18 protein-coding genes and 1 pseudogene are annotated in these 17,586 nt (G+C 68.2%); 9 read left to right on the top strand and 10 right to left on the bottom strand.

All coding sequences use genetic code 11. The annotated features are described in order from the left end of the window. Positions 1-205: 205 nt before the first annotated feature. The 8 genes from AB4Z48_RS02165 to AB4Z48_RS02130 form a co-directional block, all read right to left on the bottom strand. A complete protein-coding gene (locus AB4Z48_RS02165; RefSeq protein ID WP_441612185.1) occupies positions 206-586 on the bottom strand; it encodes a RidA family protein in 381 nt (126 codons plus the stop codon). Between the two features lie 64 nt (positions 587-650). Beyond that, complete coding sequence (locus AB4Z48_RS02160; protein ID WP_441612184.1) at positions 651-1,352, bottom strand: GntR family transcriptional regulator; 702 nt, start codon at positions 1,350-1,352, stop codon at positions 651-653. 32 nt (positions 1,353-1,384) lie between these two features. Next, entirely contained in the window at positions 1,385-2,647 is a 1,263-nt protein-coding gene (locus tag AB4Z48_RS02155; RefSeq protein WP_441612183.1) for an NAD(P)/FAD-dependent oxidoreductase, read from the bottom strand. Further along, entirely contained in the window at positions 2,644-4,422 is a 1,779-nt protein-coding gene (locus tag AB4Z48_RS02150) for an ABC transporter permease subunit (RefSeq protein WP_441612182.1), read from the bottom strand. The genes AB4Z48_RS02155 and AB4Z48_RS02150 overlap by 4 nt, the downstream gene beginning before the upstream one ends. Next, on the bottom strand, positions 4,415-5,608 hold the full coding sequence (locus tag AB4Z48_RS02145; protein WP_441612181.1) for an ABC transporter ATP-binding protein: 1,194 nt from the start codon (positions 5,606-5,608) through the stop codon (positions 4,415-4,417). Before AB4Z48_RS02145 ends, AB4Z48_RS02150 begins: the two co-directional genes overlap by 8 nt. Before the next feature lie 28 nt (positions 5,609-5,636). Beyond that, complete coding sequence (locus AB4Z48_RS02140; RefSeq protein ID WP_441612180.1) at positions 5,637-6,731, bottom strand: ABC transporter substrate-binding protein; 1,095 nt, start codon at positions 6,729-6,731, stop codon at positions 5,637-5,639. A 427-nt stretch (positions 6,732-7,158) separates the two neighbouring features. Further along, positions 7,159-7,482 (bottom strand): hypothetical protein, encoded by a 324-nt coding sequence (locus tag AB4Z48_RS02135; protein WP_441612179.1) that lies wholly within the window; start codon positions 7,480-7,482, stop codon positions 7,159-7,161. Between the two features lie 151 nt (positions 7,483-7,633). After that, entirely contained in the window at positions 7,634-8,683 is a 1,050-nt protein-coding gene (locus AB4Z48_RS02130; protein ID WP_441612178.1) for a LacI family DNA-binding transcriptional regulator, read from the bottom strand. Here AB4Z48_RS02130 and AB4Z48_RS02125 point away from each other — a divergent pair. The 5 genes and pseudogenes from AB4Z48_RS02125 to AB4Z48_RS02105 all read left to right on the top strand — a co-directional run bounded on the left by AB4Z48_RS02125 (position 8,650) and on the right by AB4Z48_RS02105 (position 11,952). Further along, on the top strand, positions 8,650-9,159 hold the full coding sequence (locus tag AB4Z48_RS02125; protein WP_441612177.1) for a TRAP transporter large permease subunit: 510 nt from the start codon (positions 8,650-8,652) through the stop codon (positions 9,157-9,159). The two genes, AB4Z48_RS02130 and AB4Z48_RS02125, sit on opposite strands and share 34 nt — an antisense overlap. 119 nt (positions 9,160-9,278) lie before the next feature. Then, positions 9,279-9,767, top strand: a pseudogene (locus tag AB4Z48_RS02120) (methylated-DNA--[protein]-cysteine S-methyltransferase); the annotation flags it as partial. Then, the gene (locus AB4Z48_RS02115; RefSeq protein WP_441612280.1) at positions 9,716-10,525 is read left to right on the top strand and encodes a 2OG-Fe(II) oxygenase; all 810 of its coding nucleotides are present in this window, start codon (positions 9,716-9,718) and stop codon (positions 10,523-10,525) included. The pseudogene AB4Z48_RS02120 and the gene AB4Z48_RS02115, both read left to right, overlap by 52 nt. Before the next feature lie 66 nt (positions 10,526-10,591). Beyond that, positions 10,592-11,671, top strand: a complete 1,080-nt coding sequence (gene ada / locus AB4Z48_RS02110) for a bifunctional DNA-binding transcriptional regulator/O6-methylguanine-DNA methyltransferase Ada (protein ID WP_441612176.1) — start codon at positions 10,592-10,594, stop codon at positions 11,669-11,671. Next, on the top strand, positions 11,668-11,952 hold the full coding sequence (locus AB4Z48_RS02105; RefSeq protein WP_441612175.1) for an Ada metal-binding domain-containing protein: 285 nt from the start codon (positions 11,668-11,670) through the stop codon (positions 11,950-11,952). The genes ada and AB4Z48_RS02105 overlap by 4 nt, the downstream gene beginning before the upstream one ends. Before the next feature lie 6 nt (positions 11,953-11,958). Here the strand turns inward: AB4Z48_RS02105 and AB4Z48_RS02100 are convergent, their stop codons facing one another. Continuing rightward, positions 11,959-12,432, bottom strand: a complete 474-nt coding sequence (locus AB4Z48_RS02100) for a hypothetical protein (protein WP_441612174.1) — start codon at positions 12,430-12,432, stop codon at positions 11,959-11,961. Between the two features lie 215 nt (positions 12,433-12,647). On the opposite strand from AB4Z48_RS02100, the gene AB4Z48_RS02095 reads away from it, so the two are divergent. Both AB4Z48_RS02095 and tdh read left to right on the top strand, forming a co-directional pair. Continuing rightward, on the top strand, positions 12,648-13,850 hold the full coding sequence (locus AB4Z48_RS02095; protein ID WP_441612173.1) for a glycine C-acetyltransferase: 1,203 nt from the start codon (positions 12,648-12,650) through the stop codon (positions 13,848-13,850). Positions 13,851-13,883: 33 nt separating this feature from the next. Beyond that, positions 13,884-14,957, top strand: coding sequence for an L-threonine 3-dehydrogenase (gene tdh, locus AB4Z48_RS02090; protein WP_441612172.1), 1,074 nt, complete (start codon positions 13,884-13,886; stop codon positions 14,955-14,957). Here tdh and AB4Z48_RS02085 read toward each other — a convergent pair. Then, positions 14,954-15,862 carry an alpha/beta fold hydrolase gene (locus AB4Z48_RS02085; RefSeq protein WP_441612171.1) on the bottom strand — a complete coding sequence of 303 codons (909 nt, stop codon included), beginning with the start codon at positions 15,860-15,862 and terminating at the stop codon, positions 14,954-14,956. The two genes, tdh and AB4Z48_RS02085, sit on opposite strands and share 4 nt — an antisense overlap. A 220-nt stretch (positions 15,863-16,082) precedes the next feature. Between AB4Z48_RS02085 and AB4Z48_RS02080 the strand changes: the two genes are divergently transcribed. Both AB4Z48_RS02080 and AB4Z48_RS02075 read left to right on the top strand, forming a co-directional pair. Further along, positions 16,083-16,250, top strand: a complete 168-nt coding sequence (locus tag AB4Z48_RS02080) for a hypothetical protein (protein ID WP_441612170.1) — start codon at positions 16,083-16,085, stop codon at positions 16,248-16,250. 312 nt (positions 16,251-16,562) lie between these two features. Next, complete coding sequence (locus AB4Z48_RS02075; RefSeq protein WP_441612169.1) at positions 16,563-17,561, top strand: hypothetical protein; 999 nt, start codon at positions 16,563-16,565, stop codon at positions 17,559-17,561. Positions 17,562-17,586 lie beyond the last annotated feature (25 nt).

The raw sequence follows: 17,586 nt of genomic DNA, 5'->3' as shown, positions 1-17,586 counted from the left end.
ACCAGGTTGTTGCCGGGCGGAAAGCCTTCCGCCCCGGGTTTTCAGGACGAGCGCCGCCCTTGCCGGTGGCGGGCCACCGGGCACCGGTTGCTGCTATTCGTTGTTGCCGCCCGTGCTGTCCAGCGTCATCGGAGCGGGTCCGGTGCCGGGAGACAGCCAGCGTCGATGACGTGGCCGGACCGCGCCATGCCCGGCCAGGGGAATGTCAGGCGGCCTGTTGCTGCGCGGCGAGCGCCGCGACCACCACGATCTCGATGCGCCAGGCGGGATTGGCCAGCTTCGCCTGCACGGTGGCGCGGCACGGACACTTGCCTTGCGGCACCCAGGCGTCCCAGGCGGTGTTCATGCGCGCAATCTCGCCGATGTCGGCCAGGAAGATCTGGCACGACAGGATGCGCTCCTTGCCCGACCCCGCGGCGCCCAGCAGGCGGTCGATGGTGGCGAGGACTTCCGCGGTCTGTTCCTCGATGGTGCCCTCCAGCGTGCCGCGGGGCACCTGCCCGGCCAGGTAGACCAGGCCATTGTGGATGGTGACGTCCGACAGGCGCGGGCCGGTGTTGATTCGTGTGATGGAAGACGTGCTCATTTCCTGCTCTTTCTCCATGGCTAAGCCGTTGGTAAAAACTGGTTCTGCGCAAGGCAAGGATCGTTCAGACGAAGATCCTGCCTTCGTGCTGCCTGACGATGTCCATGACCGACTGGCGGCTGCGCCTGATGCCGGCCAGGGTGCGCGCCGCTGCCTCTTCCGCGTCGCCCGAGACGAGTACGTCGATCATCGACTCGTGCCCGTGGCGCCAGGACGCCGAGCGGTCGCTCGCGCTGATGCTCAGGTACAGCACGCGCAGCGCCTGCTCATGGAGTTGCTCGAGCATCAGCGCCAGCCGGCCGTTGCCGCATGCGCGCCCGATGCCGATATGGAACGCCGCGTTGGCCAGCAGGAACTGCCGCTTGGCTTCGGTGTCGTCCAGGTCGTACTCGCGCGTGCAGGCGTCGTTGAGCTTGACCAGCGTGGCGCGCGACACATGCCCCGCGGCCAGCCGCGCGGTATGCGGCTCCACCAGCTCGCGCGCATCGAAGATCTCCATCACGTCCTTGACGGTCAATGGCGAGACCACATGCCCCTTGCGCGGGGCGCTCACCAGCCAGCCGGACTCGGTCAGCCGCGCCAGGGCGCTGCGGATCGGGGCCTTGGTGACGCCGTACTCGTCGGCCAGCGCCTTTTCCGTGACCTCGGCGCCGGGAAGCAGGTCGCAGGTGATCACGCGGCGCTTGATATCGTCGAAGATCTGGTGCTGCAAGGGCTTCTTGCTGTCCCCGAGTTCGGGGTCCAGCAGGGGATCGCGAACGTTCATATTGTGTTTTCCTTGTAGTGGATCGCGTGCCGTCAACCGAAGCGTGCGATCGAGAATTCCTGCCAGGCATCGGACATCGACGCGTTGGCTGCCGCCATGCCGATCACGCGGCCCGTGAACGAGGCGGCTGTCAGCCCGACGTGGCCATGGCCGAACGCGCAGATCACGCGCTCCGCGCCGGGCAGCGGCCCGAGCACCGGCAGCGAATCCGGCGTGCAGGGCCGGTGCCCCATCCATTCCGAGCGCTGCCCGATATTGGCACGCGGATAGACTTCCTGCAGCGTGCGCGCCAGCTGCGTGAAGCGCGCCGGCGTCGGCGGCGCGGCGAGCCCGCCGATCTCGGCGGTCCCGGCCACCCGCAAGCCGCCGCCGATCGGCGTCACCAGTGTCTTGCGCTCCGCCCACATGACGTTGCGCGTGACGTTGACGCCCGGCTGCGCTACCTGGAGATGGTAGCCCCGATGGCTTTCGAGCGGCACCTTCCAGCCGAACGGGCGGATCAGCGCATTCGAATGGATGCCCGCCGCCACCACCACCTGGGCCGCGCGCCGCTCGCCATTGGCCGTGAAGACGCGGATGCCGCCGTCAGCACCGGCGATACGCACTACCTCATCGCGCACCAGGCGCGCCCCGCCGGCGCGCACGCAGGCATCGGCGATGCGGGCGACGAACTGCTGCGGGTTCGAGCAATGCCCGTGCCCCGGGAAAAAGATGCCGTGCCGGAACACGGGCGACAACTCGGGCTCGTACTCCGCCAGCGCCTGCGCGGACAGCAGCGTCTGCGCGATTCCCAGCCGTTCCCGCGCCGCGACGGCGGCGGCCTCCTCCTCGAACGCGGCATCGGTGCTGTAGAGGTACAGCTGGCCGACGCGATGGATCAGGTCCTGCGCTTCGGCGAATGCGATGATCGGCGCATAGTCCTCCAGCGAATTGCGCATCATCTTGCGCATGCCGGCCGCCGCCGTGTGCGACCGGGCCGGCGTGCCCGCGAAAAGAAAGCGCGCCAGCCAGGGCAACGCCGCGGGCAAGCGCCGCCAGGACACGGTGACGGGGCTTTCCGGGTCCAGCAGCCAGCCGGCCAGGTGACGGTACATGCCGGGGGTGGCCAGCGGAAAGCTGATGCCCGGGCTCAGTCCGCCGGCGTTGCCGAACGAGCAACCGAAGCCAGGTGCCTGCCGGTCCAGCAGCGTGACCTTCCGGCCTTGCAGGATCAGGTTGTAGGCGGCGGTGACGCCGATGATGCCCGCGCCGATGACCAGCACGTCGTCCTGCTCGATGGTTTGTTCTTTCATCATGCCCTCGCGGCGCCGGCAGCCTTGCGGCGCAGCAGGTAAGACACGGCAATGATCGCCAGCACCGCGCCGAACAGCAGCACGGATACCGCGGCGAGCGACGGGCTGACCTTCAGCAGTGCGTCGTCCCACATCTGCTTGGGCAGCGTGGTGAACAGCCCGCCGCTGACGAAGAGCGCGAGCGTGAGATCGTCGAACGACGTGACGAAGGCAAAGATGAAGGCCGACAGCACGCCCGGCGCGATGATCGGCAGCGTGATGCGGCGCAGCCGCGTCAGCGTGTTGGCGCCAAGGATGCTGGCTGCGTCGTCGAGGCGGCGGTCATACGACCGCAGGGACGCCGAAACGGTGATCACGACGTACGGCAGCGCGAGCGCCGTGTGGCCGATCACCAGCGCCAGGGAGGACCCCAGCCAGCCCAGGCGGGACAGCACGTAGAACAGGCCCAGCGCAACGATGATGCGCGGCAGGATCATGGGCGCGAGGATGGCGCCGAGCACGAGCGAGCGCAGCGGCAGTCGCTGGTGCGCAAAGGCAAAGGCCGCGGGAATGCCGATCACGCTGGCCAGCACCGCGGTGCCGGCCGCCACGCCGAGCGAGCGTTGGATCGCGCCCATCCACAGCGGCGAGGCGAAGATCTCCTCGTACCAGTGCAGGGTGAAGCCGGTGGGCGGCCAGTCGATGAACGCACTGGACGTGAACGACTCCGGAATCAGCAGCAGCACCGGCAGGCTGAGCGCGACGATGACGATCACCGCCACGGTGGCCGACAACCGGCCCCGGCCATCGGCGGCACCCTTGCGCGCTTGCGGCAGCGCCTGCGCCAGCGGCACCACCACGCGGTCGAGCGACTTGCCGAGGAACCAGCAGACTGCATAGGCGGCACTGCGAAGCCTGCCCCCGGCACGCGCGCCGGCCTTCGGCGCGGCGGCCTCGCCCGCCACCGTGGACAGCCCCACCAGCTTGTCGTAGCACCAGTAGATGATCAGCGTGGCGACCAGGGTCAGGACCGACAGCGCCGCGGCCAGGCCCCAGTCGAGCATCTCCTGCACCTGCTGGATGATGAGCTGCGCCATCATGGTCTGCCTGGGCGAACCCAGCAGCGACGGCGTGATGAAGAAGCCCAGCGCGGAGATGAACGTGGTCAGCCACGCCGCCGTGACGCCGGGCGCGCTCAGTGGCAGGTACACGGTGAAGAACGTCACGCCCGGCTGCGCGCCGAGCGTCTGCGCGGCCGACAGCAGGCGCCGGTCGAGCGACTCCAGGATCGGCAGCATGGTCAGGATCGCCAGCGGCAGCAATACATGCACCAGTCCGACGATGACGCTGAAGTTGGTGTAGAGCAGTTCGAGCGGCTCCTGGCTGATGCCGCTCGACGTGAGCACGCTGTTGACCACGCCGGTGCGGCCGAGGATGACGATCCAGGCGATGGTGCGCACCAGGAAGCTGGTCCAGAACGGCAGCAGCACGCCGAGCCAGAGCAACTGGCGCCATCCGCCCGACGCCCGCGAGATCGCCGCGGCCACGGGGAACCCGGCGATCACGGCAACCGTGGCCGCGACTGCCGACAGGTACAGGCTGTGGCCGAGTACCTGCATATAGACCGGCGTGCTCGCCAGCCGCGTGAAGGCGGACGAGGAGAATCCGCCGGCGCCGAACAGCGACGCGCAGAGCAGCAGGACCACGGGAACGAACACGGTGGCGGCCAGGAACAGCAGCGTCGGCGTGACCAGCGCCGGGCCGGTCCATTGCCGCGCGGCAAGCGATTGACTAGCCATGCTGGGCTCCGAAGATCATGGCATCCGCCTCGTTGAAATGAACCGCGCTGCTGCTGCCCGCGCCCTCGGCCCGGCCCGCGCGCGTCAGGCCCACCGCCACCAGGCGCTGGCCATCGGCGAGCACGACGTGCTGGCGCGACAGCGAACCCATGACCACGCTGTCCTCGATGCGGCAGGGCAGGTGGTTGGCGCTGCTGTCGGCCACGCTCATGGAGACGCGCAGCGACTCCGGTCGCACCAGCATCACCGCCTCATGGCCCGGCTCGACCGCTTGCGCCAGCCGCCCGCGCAGCTGCTGCCCCGACGCGGTGCGCAGGCAGGCAAGCTGCCGCTCGCCGTCGACCGATTCAAGCACCCCACGCAGGCAGTTCGACTCGCCGAGGAACTGGCCGGCGAACAGGCTCTGCGGTGCGAAGTAGAGCGATTCCGGCGTGCCGATCTGCTCGATCCTGGCATTGTTCATCAGGCAGATGCGATCGGACATGGTCATCGCCTCTTCCTGGTCGTGGGTGACGTACAGCACCGTGATGCCGAGCTGCTTCTGCAATTGCCGGATCTCCGCCTGCATATGGATGCGCAGCGACTTGTCCAGCGCCGCCAGCGGCTCGTCCATCAGCACGATCGACGGCTTGTGCACGATCGCGCGCGCCAGCGCCACGCGTTGCTGCTGCCCTCCCGAGAGCTGCGCCGGGAAGCGGTCGCGGATGCCCGGCAGCTTGATCAGGGCCAGGATCGCATCGACCTCGCGGGCGATGGCCTCCTTGCCCATATTGCGCATGCGCAGCGGGAAGGCGATGTTCTCGCCCACCGTCATGTGCGGGAACAGCGCATAGCTCTGGAACATCATGCCGATATCGCGCCGGTAGGGCGGTGCGCGCGTGGCGTCCTTCTGCTCGATCCAGATGCTGCCCGAGGTCGGCGGCACAAGGCCGGCGATCATCATCAGCAGCGTCGTCTTGCCCGAACCCGACGGCCCGAGCAAGGTCACGAACTCGCCCTGCCGCACGGCGAGATCGGTCGGCTCCAGCGCACAGGTATCGCCGTAGTGCTTGGACAGGCATTCGATGCGCAGCTTTTCCGCGCGCTGCGGGCACGCCTGCGGCGGCGTGGCGCCGGCCTCGGCCTGGCCCGGTGCCTGATGGTCGTGCGCGGCGTCGCCGGCGTCTTTCCTGGCTACCATTTTCATGCTCTGCATCCTTTGCTCGCAGCCGGGTTCATGCCAGCAGCCAGGTGTTGAACGATTCCGTCATCCTGTCCTTGTTGTTGCCCCAGTAGCGCGCATCGATCTGGATCGCGGTGGCCAGGTTGTCGGGATGGGTGGGCAGCGACTTTGCGCGCACCGGGTCGATGTACTTGTAGGCGTTGGGGTTGGAAGGCCCGTACGCGAGGCGCCTGGTGTATTCGGCCTGCCGCTGCGCGTCGCAGGTGAACTTGATGAACTCGCGGCACAGCTCCGCCTTGGGCGAGCCCTTGAGAATGCAGAAGCCTTCGGTGCTCCACAGGCCCTGGTTCCAGATGATCTTGACGGGCGCCCCTTCATCGATGGCGGCCTGCGCACGGGCGTTCCAGGTGGGGCACATGTCGACCTCGCCGCTCTTTAGCATCTGCGAGGTCTGCGCGCCGCTGGTCCACCACACCTGGATATCCTTCTTGATGCGCGCCAGCCCCTCGAAGGACGCCTTCGCATCGATCGGGTAGACCGACCCGGCGTTGCCGCCCATGCCGAGGAAGGCTTCCTCCAGCGTGTCCTGCGGATGGCGGCGCAGCGCGCGGCGTCCGGGGAAGTTCTTCACGTCCCAGAAGTCCTTCCACGATGCGGGCACGGCGCGGCCCTTGAACTTGTCGGTGCGCACCGCCAGCACGGTCTGCAGCAACAGCGTCGCGATCATGTACTGGCTGTTGTACTTGTCCGGGATCTCCGGCGCCTTGACCCTGACCTCTTCCAGGAAGACTCCGGTCCTGGGGTCGGTCAGCACTTCCTGCGACTGCCGGTTCAGGAGCGCCAGGTCCCACGCATAGTTCCTGGCCTCGACCATGCCCTTGATCATCGCGGTGGGATCGGACTGCGCCACGATCGGCACGACCTCGATGCCCGTCGCGGCCTTGAAGGGCTTGTAGAAGGCTTCGGCGAACGCGTCCGCATACGGGCCGCCCGGGTCCCGGACGACGATGCGCTTTTCCTGCGCACGCGCCGTGCCTCCGATATAGGGAAACGCCAGGCCGGCAACGGCCGCCCCGGCGAGTTGGTGGATGACTTTGCGTCGGGCTCCGTCAACTTTCCCCGACTTCATTTTGCGCGCGGCGACCATTTCGGCTCCTGGGATGGGATCATCAGCGCCAGCGTTTGCTGACATGTCACGATCATAGTAGACATGTCACAGAGGGACGTCAAAGAAAAATGAGGCGGGGTAAACGCTTAGTGYGCCCCCCTCGCCCACTTGCATTCCACGTCACCCCGATCCGCGCGGGCGGGCTATGCCCGGACCTGCCGCGCCAATGCAAAGGGGCCGCACGCGCGGCGTGCAGCCCCTTGTCCCGCCTCGCCAGCCAGTCCTTCGCCGTCGGGCAGAAATGTGATCGTCGCCCCCCTCGCCTTGCCGGGCGGCCCCTCCTTCGTGACACCACGACGTACCGCTGCCCCTTCTTGCCGGGGGCGTGCGTGTCGTCTTGGTCATCTCCCCGCGATCTGCGCCTTGTGGAAAAAAACCATCCGCGCTTGCCTCGCGCGGCGCTCCGCTAGTCCTCGCTGCTACCGCTCGCCGGAGCCTGGCTAGTGCCAAGCATGCGGGCAATGGCCACCGCCTCGGCCGGCGCGAACTGCAGCACGCATTCGCGCGTGAGCGCCAGCGTGTAGGAGAAAGCCATGGCGCGATCCCCGAAGGTGCGGTTGAGCATGAAATGGGCCGCGGGCGCGCCGCGGTCGGCCAGCTTCGACAACCGCACCAGTGCCCCCCACGAGCCGTCCTCCACCCGCATGATGTCCACCTCGATGGCGTAGCCCGCCTCGACGTGGATCCTGGCCGTTCCTGCCGGCCGGCGTTCCTCTTTGTCCACCACCATTTCCAGTTTCCTCCATGAATCGGCTCCAAGAATCAACCTCGGACAACCACCGCGCGCACGGCATGGCGCGCGCGACCTGCGTCCCGCGGCGCGCGGCTCCCCCGCGTGCCTCGAGCGTAAAAACCGTTGTGCCGGCCACCCGCTCCCTGCGTCAGCGCCGTGGCGCCAGCGGCGGCGCGGTGGACTGGCGCTGCACCAGGCCGCTGGGGAAACACATGCGGGTCGGCGCCAGTTCCGGCTGTGCCAGCCGCATCACGACCCGGCGCACCATGGCCTCGGCCATCTCGCCGAAGGGCATGGCCACCGAGGTCAGCGCGGGATTGGTGTAGGCGCACATGCCGATATCGTCCATGCCGATCACGGAAACGTCGGCCGGCACCGACAAGCCAGCCTGGTGCAGGCCCGACATCAGCCCGATGGCCATCATATCGTTGACCGCGATCAGCCCGGTGGGACGCGATTTGCTGCGTGCCAGCCGCATGCCCTCGAGCTGGCCGAGCTCGGCCAGCTCGGCGTCGCCATAGTAAGCGCTTGGCGGGCACTCGAGCACCTCCGCGCCGTCTCCAATGCCGGCCTCGCGCGCGGCGGCGAGAAAACCATCGATCTTGCAGGCGCGGCTGACGGTGCGCCCGGCAGGCATGACGAAGGCAATGCGCCGGTGGCCCAGGGCAATGAGGTGCGAGGCGGCGAGATGGCCCGCCTGGAAGTTGTCGGGCTGGACGTGGTCGATGCGCGCCGGCACCCTGGGATCGACGCCGCCGTCATAGCTCACCATCGCCAGGCCCTGGCGCGCGGGCGCCTCGAAGTGCAGCTCGTCGGTCAGGGAGGAGACGATGATCACGCCGTGCACGCCGAAGGAGAGCAGGTCGTCGAGCATGCTCGCTTCCTGGTCGCGGTCGCGGTTGGTATTGCCCAGCAATACGCGGAAGCCGGTCTGGCGCTGCGCCTCGGCTTCGATCAGGACCGCGAACTGCCCGTACATGGGATTGGCGGTGGACGGCACGAGCAAGCCCAGCATCGGCGTCTGCCCGGTCTTGAGCTGGCGCGCGACCTGGCTGGGGCGAAAGCCCAGCGTGCGGATAGCCTGCTCCACGCGCGCGAAGGTGGCGGGATTGAGCCGCTCGGTACGGCCGTTGAGCACGTTGGAGACGGAGCTGACGGATACGTTTGCCAGCCTGGCCACATCTTGTATGGTTGCCATGTTCGGGTTCTCAGGCCAGCTTCCATGCGTTGCTGGCCGGCGTGCTGGTGTTCCGCGAACTCGATGCGCGCGCGGTGGTGCGGCTGTTCGTGCGCGCCGCGGCCATGGCCGGAGGCATCCTCTTCGTGTTTGCCACTGCCTCGAGCCTGGCCTTCTCGCTTTCGGTGCAGCAGCTGCCCGCGCTGATGCAGGCGGCCCTGACCGGGCTGGCCGCCCACGACGGCAGTGGCGCCTTCGTCCTGGTCGCGGCGCCGCTGATGATCTTGTTCGGCACCTGCCACGCTTCTTGCTTATGGTGCGCCGCAACGGCCGTGGGTGGAATCAAGGTCTTAAGTGTTTCAGTAAAACGGTTTACTAAAACGATTTACAGGATGATAGGCGAGTGCGGGGCAAATGCAAGTGCCCCGCCGAAATCGCACCACCGCACCGGCGCGGCGGCGCGCCGGCATGGAATTCGACAGCAAGACACGGAGTGATCGGCGAGGAATCCTGGCCTAGAGTTGGCTTCATCGCCATCTATGCAAAGGAGTCCGCCATGCAAGGCATGCCATCCACCTCACAAGGCAAGATCGCCGGTCCTGGCCTCGCGCCAGTCCGCTACGCGATCGGCGCCTGCGCGCTTGGCTACGTGCTGGTCGCGCAAAGCGAACGCGGCGTCTGCGCCTTGCTCCTCGGCGAGGATGAGCAGGCGCTGCACGGCGAACTGCGCGCGGCCTTCCCCGCCGCCACGCTGCGGCGGGCGCAACCAGACCTGGCGGGGCTTCTGGCGCGGGCCGCCAGCCTGGCTTCGTCGCCCGGAAGTGCCTGCGACCTGCCCCTGGACATTGGCGGCACCGCCTTCCAGCAGCGGGTATGGCAGGCGTTGCGCGCGGTACCGGCAGGCAGCACGGCAAGCTATGCCGACATCGCCGCACGCATCGGCCGGCCCGCAGCGGCGCGCGCCGTGGCCGGTGCTTGCGCAGCCAACCTGCTGGCCATCGCCATTCCCTGCCACCGCATCGTGAAGCAGGACGGCGCGCTCTCCGGCTATCGCTGGGGGGTGCAACGCAAGCGCGAACTGCTGCAGCGCGAGGCGCGGGCATGAAGGCAGACCATGCAATGGCAGATAGCGGCGGCGCATTGACGGGCGGCGCGCAGGCGGCTGGCCGGCATGCCGATACGTTGCCCTGGGATGCCATCGGCGAAGAACTGGAGCGCCAGGGCTGCGCCGTCATCGCCGGGCTGCTCGCACCGCAGGCCTGCGATGCGCTGGCCGCGCTCTACCCGCGCGAGGACCTGTTCCGCTCACGCGTGGTCATGAGCCGCCACGGCTTCGGCCGTGGCGAATACAAATACTTCAGCTATCCGCTGCCCGGCCTGGTCGAGGCCTTGCGCGGCGCGCTCTATGCGCATCTCGTGCCCGTGGCCAACCGCTGGAACGCCGCGATGGACATCGGCATCCGCTATCCGGCACGGCACGCCGATTTCCTGCGCCGCTGCCACGATGCCGGCCAGGCGCGCCCCACCCCGCTGATCCTGCAATACGGGCCGGACGACTACAACTGCCTGCACCAGGACCTGTACGGCGAGCATGTGTTTCCGCTGCAGGTAGCCATCCTGCTGTCCGAGCCGGGCAGGGATTTCACCGGCGGCGAATTCGTGCTGACCGAACAGCGCCCACGCATGCAGTCGCGCGCCGAGGTGGTGCCGCTGCGCAAGGGCGACGCCGTGGTGTTCGCGGTGAACCAGCGCCCGGTGCAGGGCACGCGCGGCAGCTATCGTGTCAAGCTGCGCCACGGCGTGAGCCGGCTGCGTTCGGGACACCGGCATGTGCTTGGCATCATCTTCCACGACGCCGCCTAGCGGCATGCGGCATGCGGCACAAGCCACGGCGTGCGCAACGCGCGGCATCGGCATACAGTGAGCATCATGAAAGCAAAGAAGGCAACGGCGGCAACGAAGGCAACGACCGAACACGACCCGCGCTGGGCCCGCGTGCTGGCGCGCGACCCGGCGGCGGACGCCGACTTCGTCTATGCGGTGAAGACCACCGGCATCTACTGCCGCCCGAGCAGTCCTTCACGGTTGCCGCGCCCGGAAAACGTGGAGTTCTTCGATACACCGGCAGCCGCCGAGGCTGCCGGCTACCGCCCGAGCAAGCGGGCCGCGGCGGACCAGTCAGCAATGGCGGCCCAGCATGCCGCGCTGATTGCCGAGGCCTGCCGCCAGATCGAGAACGCGGACGAGCCGCCCGCGCTCGACGCACTCGCCAGCCAGGCCCGCCTGAGCCCGTTCCACTTCCACCGCGTGTTCAAGGCCGTCACCGGGCTTACGCCCAAGGCCTATGCCGGCGCCCACCGCGCACGCAAGCTGCGCGACCGGCTGGGGCGCGCCGGCTCCGTCACCGAAGCCATCTACGACGCCGGCTTCAACTCGAACAGCCGCTTCTACGAAACCTCCGGCCAGATGCTCGGCATGACCGCAAGCCGCTACCGCGCCGGCGGCGCCAACACGGATATCCGCTTTGCCGTGGGCGAGTGCTCGCTCGGCTCCATCCTGGTGGCGCAGAGCGAGCGCGGGGTCTGCGCGATCCTGCTCGGCGACGACCCCGATGCGCTCGCGCGCGAGTTGCAGGACCAGTTCCCCAAGGCCAACCTGATCGGCGGCGACGCCGGCTTCGAGCAGTTGATCGCGCAGGTGGTCGGGCTGATCGAAGCGCCGTCGCTGGGCTTCGACCTGCCGCTCGATGTACGCGGGACCGCCTTCCAGGAGCGCGTGTGGCAGGCGCTGAGGGAGATCCCGCCCGGCTCCACCGCCAGCTACGCGGAGATTGCCGCGCGCATCGGCGCGCCGAAGGCGGTGCGGGCGGTGGCGCAGGCATGCGGCGCGAACCATATCGCCGTGGCGATTCCCTGCCATCGCGTGGTGCGCAGCGACGGCCAGCTATCGGGGTATCGCTGGGGCGTGGAGCGCAAGCGGAGCTTGCTGGAGCGCGAGGGGCAGGCTTGACCGCGGCGCGCAACTGGACCCTGGTCGGGCCGGACGGCAAGCCATACCAAAGTCCGGCGCCCGGCACGCTGGGCGGCCACCGCGGCGGGCGCCTGTACGGCCGGCTCGATTGCCGCAGCGCGCTGCGCGCCATCGCCCGCGGCGGCTATGCGCCGCAACGCGTGTTCTTTCTCGACGAGGCACATGCCATCGCGGCAGGCTACCGGCCGTGCGCGGCGTGCATGCCAGTGGCGTACGCCCGCTGGAAGGCAGCCGCTCTTCCGCCCATTCCACCGCCTTGAACAGGATCACGCCTGGCGCGCAGCAGCGCCAGCGCGACGAACACCGCAGCTGCCGGCTTTGACTCGACCACCGGTCCACCACGCCCACCACGAAACCAGCGAGGCCACAATGCCGTGGCCGCCCGACCCGGTAACGGCAGATGCCCGAACAAGCAGTGCACCAGCGCTCAGGGGCATCACCACGAAACAAGCACCTCTCGCAGTGTAGTGGCCGTCAGCGCCGGTACCGGCAGATTCCAGCAGAACCGACACACCCACCACGAATCCGCAAATCCCGTAACCCCTGGATGCTTCTGCCCCTCCGGCCAGGAGTCCGCTTTCTTGGCCTACTTTCTTTTCGGACAAAAGAAAGTAGGTCGCGCCGGGGGCGCGAAAGCCTTTGACGTTGACGTTGACGTTGACGTTGACGTTGACCTTAAGATTTTGCCTTTGATGTTGACGTTGACTTTGAGAATTCGCCTTCGAAGTTGTCTTCGACATTAAAACCAAAGCCTTTACGCCCTAGACGTTGACCCTGAAGCCAAGACTATCCCTCCCCCCAAGAAACCAATAACAAACCCGATAACAAACCATTTCCCCCACCCACAGCACATCAGGCATACCATAACAAAACCCCACCTCCCCATGCTGCAACGCAATACAGCAACGGCGCATGAGGCGCCACACGCCATCGATCCACCACCTCAGGGAATCCCATGCGCGACCGCTATCTCTCCCATCTCCGCGACACCCTCGACACCATTCGCGCCGACGGCTTCCACAAGGCGGAGCGGGTCATCGCCAGCCCGCAGGCGGCCGATATCCGGCTGGCCGGCGGCGAGCATGTGCTGAATTTCTGTGCCAACAACTATCTCGGCCTGGCCGACGACCCGCGCCTGATCGAGGCGGCGCGCCGCGGGCTGGAGCAGGACGGCTTCGGCATGGCGTCGGTGCGCTTCATCTGCGGCACGCAGTCGGTGCACAAGACGCTCGAGGCGGTGCTGGCGAAATTCCTCCACACCGGCGACAGCATCCTGTACTCGAGCTGCTTCGACGCCAACGGCGGCCTCTTCGAGACGTTGCTCGACGACCAGGACGCGGTCATCAGCGACGAGCTCAACCACGCCAGCATCATCGACGGCGTGCGCCTGTGCAAGGCGAAGCGCTACCGCTACCGCAACAACGACATGGCCGACCTGGAAACCCGCCTGCGCGAGGCGGACGCGGCCGGCGCGCGCTTCAAGCTGATCGCCACCGACGGCGTGTTTTCCATGGACGGCATCATCGCCGACCTGCGCTCGATCTGCGACCTGGCCGACAAGTACGGCGCCCTGGTGATGGTGGACGACTCGCACGCGGTGGGATTCGTCGGCGAGCACGGGCGCGGCACGCCGGAACTGTGCGGCGTGGAAGGCCGCGTGGACATCATCACCGGCACGCTGGGCAAGGCGCTGGGGGGCGCCTCCGGCGGCTACGTGGCGGCCCACCGCGAGATCGTGGAACTGCTGCGTCAGCGCTCGCGCCCCTACCTGTTCTCCAACTCGCTGGCGCCCAGCATCGCCGCCGCCACGCTGAAGGTGCTCGATCTGCTGGCCAGCGCGGAAGGCGCCGCGCTGCGCATGCGCGTGCGCGAGAACGGCGAGCACTTCCGCCGCGAGATGACCGCGCTGGGCTTCACGCTGGTGCCCGGCCAGCACCCCATCATCCCGGTGATGCTGGGCGACGCCGCGCTGGCCACCGGCATGGCCGATGCCTTGCTGGCCGAGCATGTGTACGTGGTCGGCTTTTCCTTCCCCGTGGTGCCCAAGGGCCGCGCGCGCATCCGCACGCAGATGAGCGCCGCGCATACCGCCGAGCAGATCGATCGCGCGGTGGCCGCCTTCGCCAAGGTGGGCAGGAAATTCGGCGCCATTGCCTGAAGCCGCAACCCGCGCCAGCACAGGAACCCAGCCATGAAAGCCCTCGCCAAACTCGAACGCGCGCCCGGCCTGACACTGACCGACGTGCCCGAGCCGGAAGTCGGCCACAACGATGTGATGATCCGCATCCGCCAGACCGCCATCTGCGGCACCGACATCCATATCTGGAAATGGGACGAGTGGGCGCAGCACACCATCCCGGTGCCGATGCAGGTGGGACACGAATACGTGGGCGAGATCGTCGCCATCGGGCAGGAGGTGCGCGGACTGTCGATCGGCGACCGCGTCTCCGGCGAGGGACACATCACCTGCGGCTTCTGCCGCAATTGCCGCGCCGGACGCCGGCACCTGTGCCGCAATTCGGTGGGCGTGGGCGTGAACCGCCCGGGCGCCTTTGCCGAATACCTGGTGATTCCGGCCTTCAACGCCTTCCGCATCCCCGACGACATCCCTGACGAGATCGCCGCCATCTTCGACCCGTTCGGCAACGCCACCCATACTGCACTGTCGTTCAACCTGGTGGGCGAAGACGTGCTCATCACCGGCGCCGGCCCGATCGGCATCATGGCCGCCGCCATCGCCCGCCATGTGGGCGCGCGCAATGTGGTGATCACCGATGTCAACGACTACCGGCTCGAGCTGGCCCGCAGGATGGGCGCCACGCGCGCGGTCAACATCGGGCAGGAAAACCTGAAGGATGTCGCGGCCTCGCTGCACATGACCGAGGGCTTCGACGTCGGCATGGAGATGTCGGGCGTGCCGAGCGCCTTCGCCACCATGCTCGAGCACATGAACCATGGCGGCAAGATCGCCATGCTCGGCATCCCGCCGTCGAAGATGGCGATCGACTGGAACCAGGTCATCTTCAAGGGCCTAGAGATCAAGGGCATCTACGGCCGCGAGATGTTCGAGACCTGGTACAAGATGGTCGCCATGCTGCAAAGCGGGCTCGACCTGACGCCCATGATCACCCACCGCTTCCGCGCGGACGACTTCCAGGCCGGCTTCGCTGCCATGCTCTCGGGCAACAGCGGCAAGGTGGTGCTGGACTGGACCGGCGGCACGGGCGCACCCGCCGCGCCCCCGGCTTCCTCTCCCGCCGCTTAATAAATCACAAGACCGACAGATAACAGGGAGGGCAGGAAAGCCTGCTCGCCCGGGCTACCCGCGTCCGGCGCAAAGGCCAGCGGCCACAGCGCCGGCCATTTCTGCGCCCAGCAGCAGGCATGGGTGGCGCCTTCCACCAGATGGACGGGCGGTCGCCGGGCGGCGGGAAAGCGCGCGGCATAGGCCGCGGCCACCTCGCGCGTGACATTGGTGTCCTGCGCGCCCACGAAGTGCAGCTGCGGAATGTCCTGCAGCCGGCGCCAGTCGTCGGCGGGGTTGAGCGAGCCTTCGAGTGCCGGCACGCCGTGCAGGGTGGTCCACGCCAGCGGCTCCAGGTTGCCCGCCACGGTCACCAGGCGCGCGACATCCTGGCGCCGTGCCGCCACCAGCGCCGCCACCGCGCCGCCGCCCGAGTAGCCCACCAGGACGATCCGGCGCGCGCCGAAGCGCTGCTTGAGCGCGTCGATGGCCTGGCCGGTGGCCTCGACCACCTCGGTGGAGAAGCGCCGCCCGGTCCACCAGGCCGTGCCGCAGCCGCGCAGGTCTTGGTCGTCGACGAATTGGCACGGACGCGCAAGGTATGCCGCGGCGCCCCGGACATGCGCCAGGGCGAGTTCGAGGGCCACCGGGCGCAGCGGGGTCGGATCGTCGGAGGGCTGCGTCGGGCTGAGCCAGGCCAGGCCGTCGCCTTCGATGTAGACGGCCAGCGTATCGGCCGCGGCGGCCGCGACGGCCGGTGCCGGCGCATAGGCGGTCAGCACGAAATCCCGTGTGGGCAGGCGGAGTTTCTGCCAGCCATGGGTGAGCGCCAGCGCGTCGGCGGCCTGCCGGCGCCCGGCAGGAGAGAAATGGGTACAGGCGGCCAGCAGCAGGGCCGCCAGCAGGATCAGGACCTTGGTCCGCACGAATGAAAGACCAGGCGAATAACGGGGAGGCGACACACGCAAAGACACACGGATTGAAGTAAGGAAGAAATCAAGGCGGTACCGGTTCCCCGGCACCTTGAGCACCACATAACAACAAGAAAGCAAGAAAGCAAGAAAGTCGCGAACACAAACAAGCGGCAAGTCTACTTCAGCGGCTTGCCTGACACTGAGCAACGAAGGCACCTACGGCAACTCGCCGGTGGCGGCGCAGAGCGCCAGCGTCGACGGCTATCGCCTGATCGGCTACGGCAGCTACAGCCTGGATGCGCGCACCGACGTCAGCGTGCAGGCAGACTTCGGCACCGGCCACAACGAAGGCCAGCGCAAGAGGTGCGTGACCGCTTCACCAACCAGACCGCTTCGGTGAAGCTCCGCCTGCCGTTCTGAGGCGCCCGGGGCAGTCGGCGCAGGCAAGGCTGACAAGGCTGGGCTGACAAGGAGAAAGGGGAGGCACGCCGGGAGGCGTGCCTCCCCTTTTTTACGTGGCGCGGATGCCCTGCCGTGCGTGCCTGGCGCGCTTGCGCCGCCGACAGGCGCGGCATTCGCCGCCCGTCGCCCAGTCACGCCGGTGTAACACCGCGACATGTTTTCCACCGCGATTATTTCGCGCCCCGCTCCTATAGTTCGTCCCGTTGCCACGTCGCAGTGCGCGGCCAGACCCGAACCTGAAGGACATCCCATGACATCCCGTTACGTCTTCGCAGCCACCGCCTCGCTGATCATCCTTGCAAGCACCCCGGCCTTCGCGGGCTGGTCCGGCCACGGCACGGCCTACACGCCGCACGGCACTTATAACGGCGCGCACTTCGGATCGTGCTCAGGCGGCAGCTGTTCGCACGCCGGCGGTGTCGTCGGCCCCTACGGCGGGCTCGCGACCAACACCGGCACGGTGACCCGTACCGCGCCGGGGCAGTTCTCCAACGCCGGCACCGCGACCGGGCCGAACGGTCGTTCGGTCCAGCATGCCGGCGACACCAGCTGCGCAGGCGGCACCTGCTCGCACACCGGCGATGTCACCGGGCCCAATGGCCAGACCGCCGCCACGGCGGGCAGCGTGACGCGCGAGGCGCCGGGCCAGTATTCCTCATCCGGCACGGTCACCCGTTCGAACGGCAACACTGTCAGCCATGCGGCATCGACCAGTTGCGCCGGGTCGACATGTGCCCGCTCGGGCACGGTGACGGGTGCGGACGGCGGCACCGTCACGCACGGCGGCACCGCGACCCGCGTGGCGCCGGGTGTCGTGACGACCACCGGCGGCACCACGGTCGTACACGGCAGCACGGTAACGACCGGCGGTACGGTGACGACGGTAGGGGCCACGGTTGCAGTCGGTGCCGCGCCGGCGGTCATCGCCCCGGCGCCCGTGGTCGTCGCGCCCGCCCCGGCCGTGGTCGCCCCGGCGGCGGTGGTAGTCGCCCCGACGCCGGTGGCGGTCGCCCCGGCGCCGGTGGCCTATGTGCCGCCGCCGCCCCCGCAGCCGGTCTACGTCGCGCCGGCGCCCAAGGTGGTGTATGTCGCGCCCCCGCCGCCCAAGGTCGTGTACGTCGCACCGCCGCCGCCGAGGGTCGTCTATGTCGCGCCGCGCGCGGTCTATTTCGCGCGGGCGCCGCGTGCGGCGGTATGGGTACCGGCGCACTGGGCTGGCGGCGTCCTGGTACCCGCGCACTGGGCGTAACGGCACCATCATCCACCCGGTATCC

The organism is Cupriavidus sp. 2TAF22 (assembly GCF_052115045.1).
In the GTDB taxonomy this organism is placed as follows: domain Bacteria; phylum Pseudomonadota; class Gammaproteobacteria; order Burkholderiales; family Burkholderiaceae; genus Cupriavidus.
Note: the sequence above shows the minus strand (reverse complement) of the source record. Positions and strands in the feature narration are given on the sequence as shown.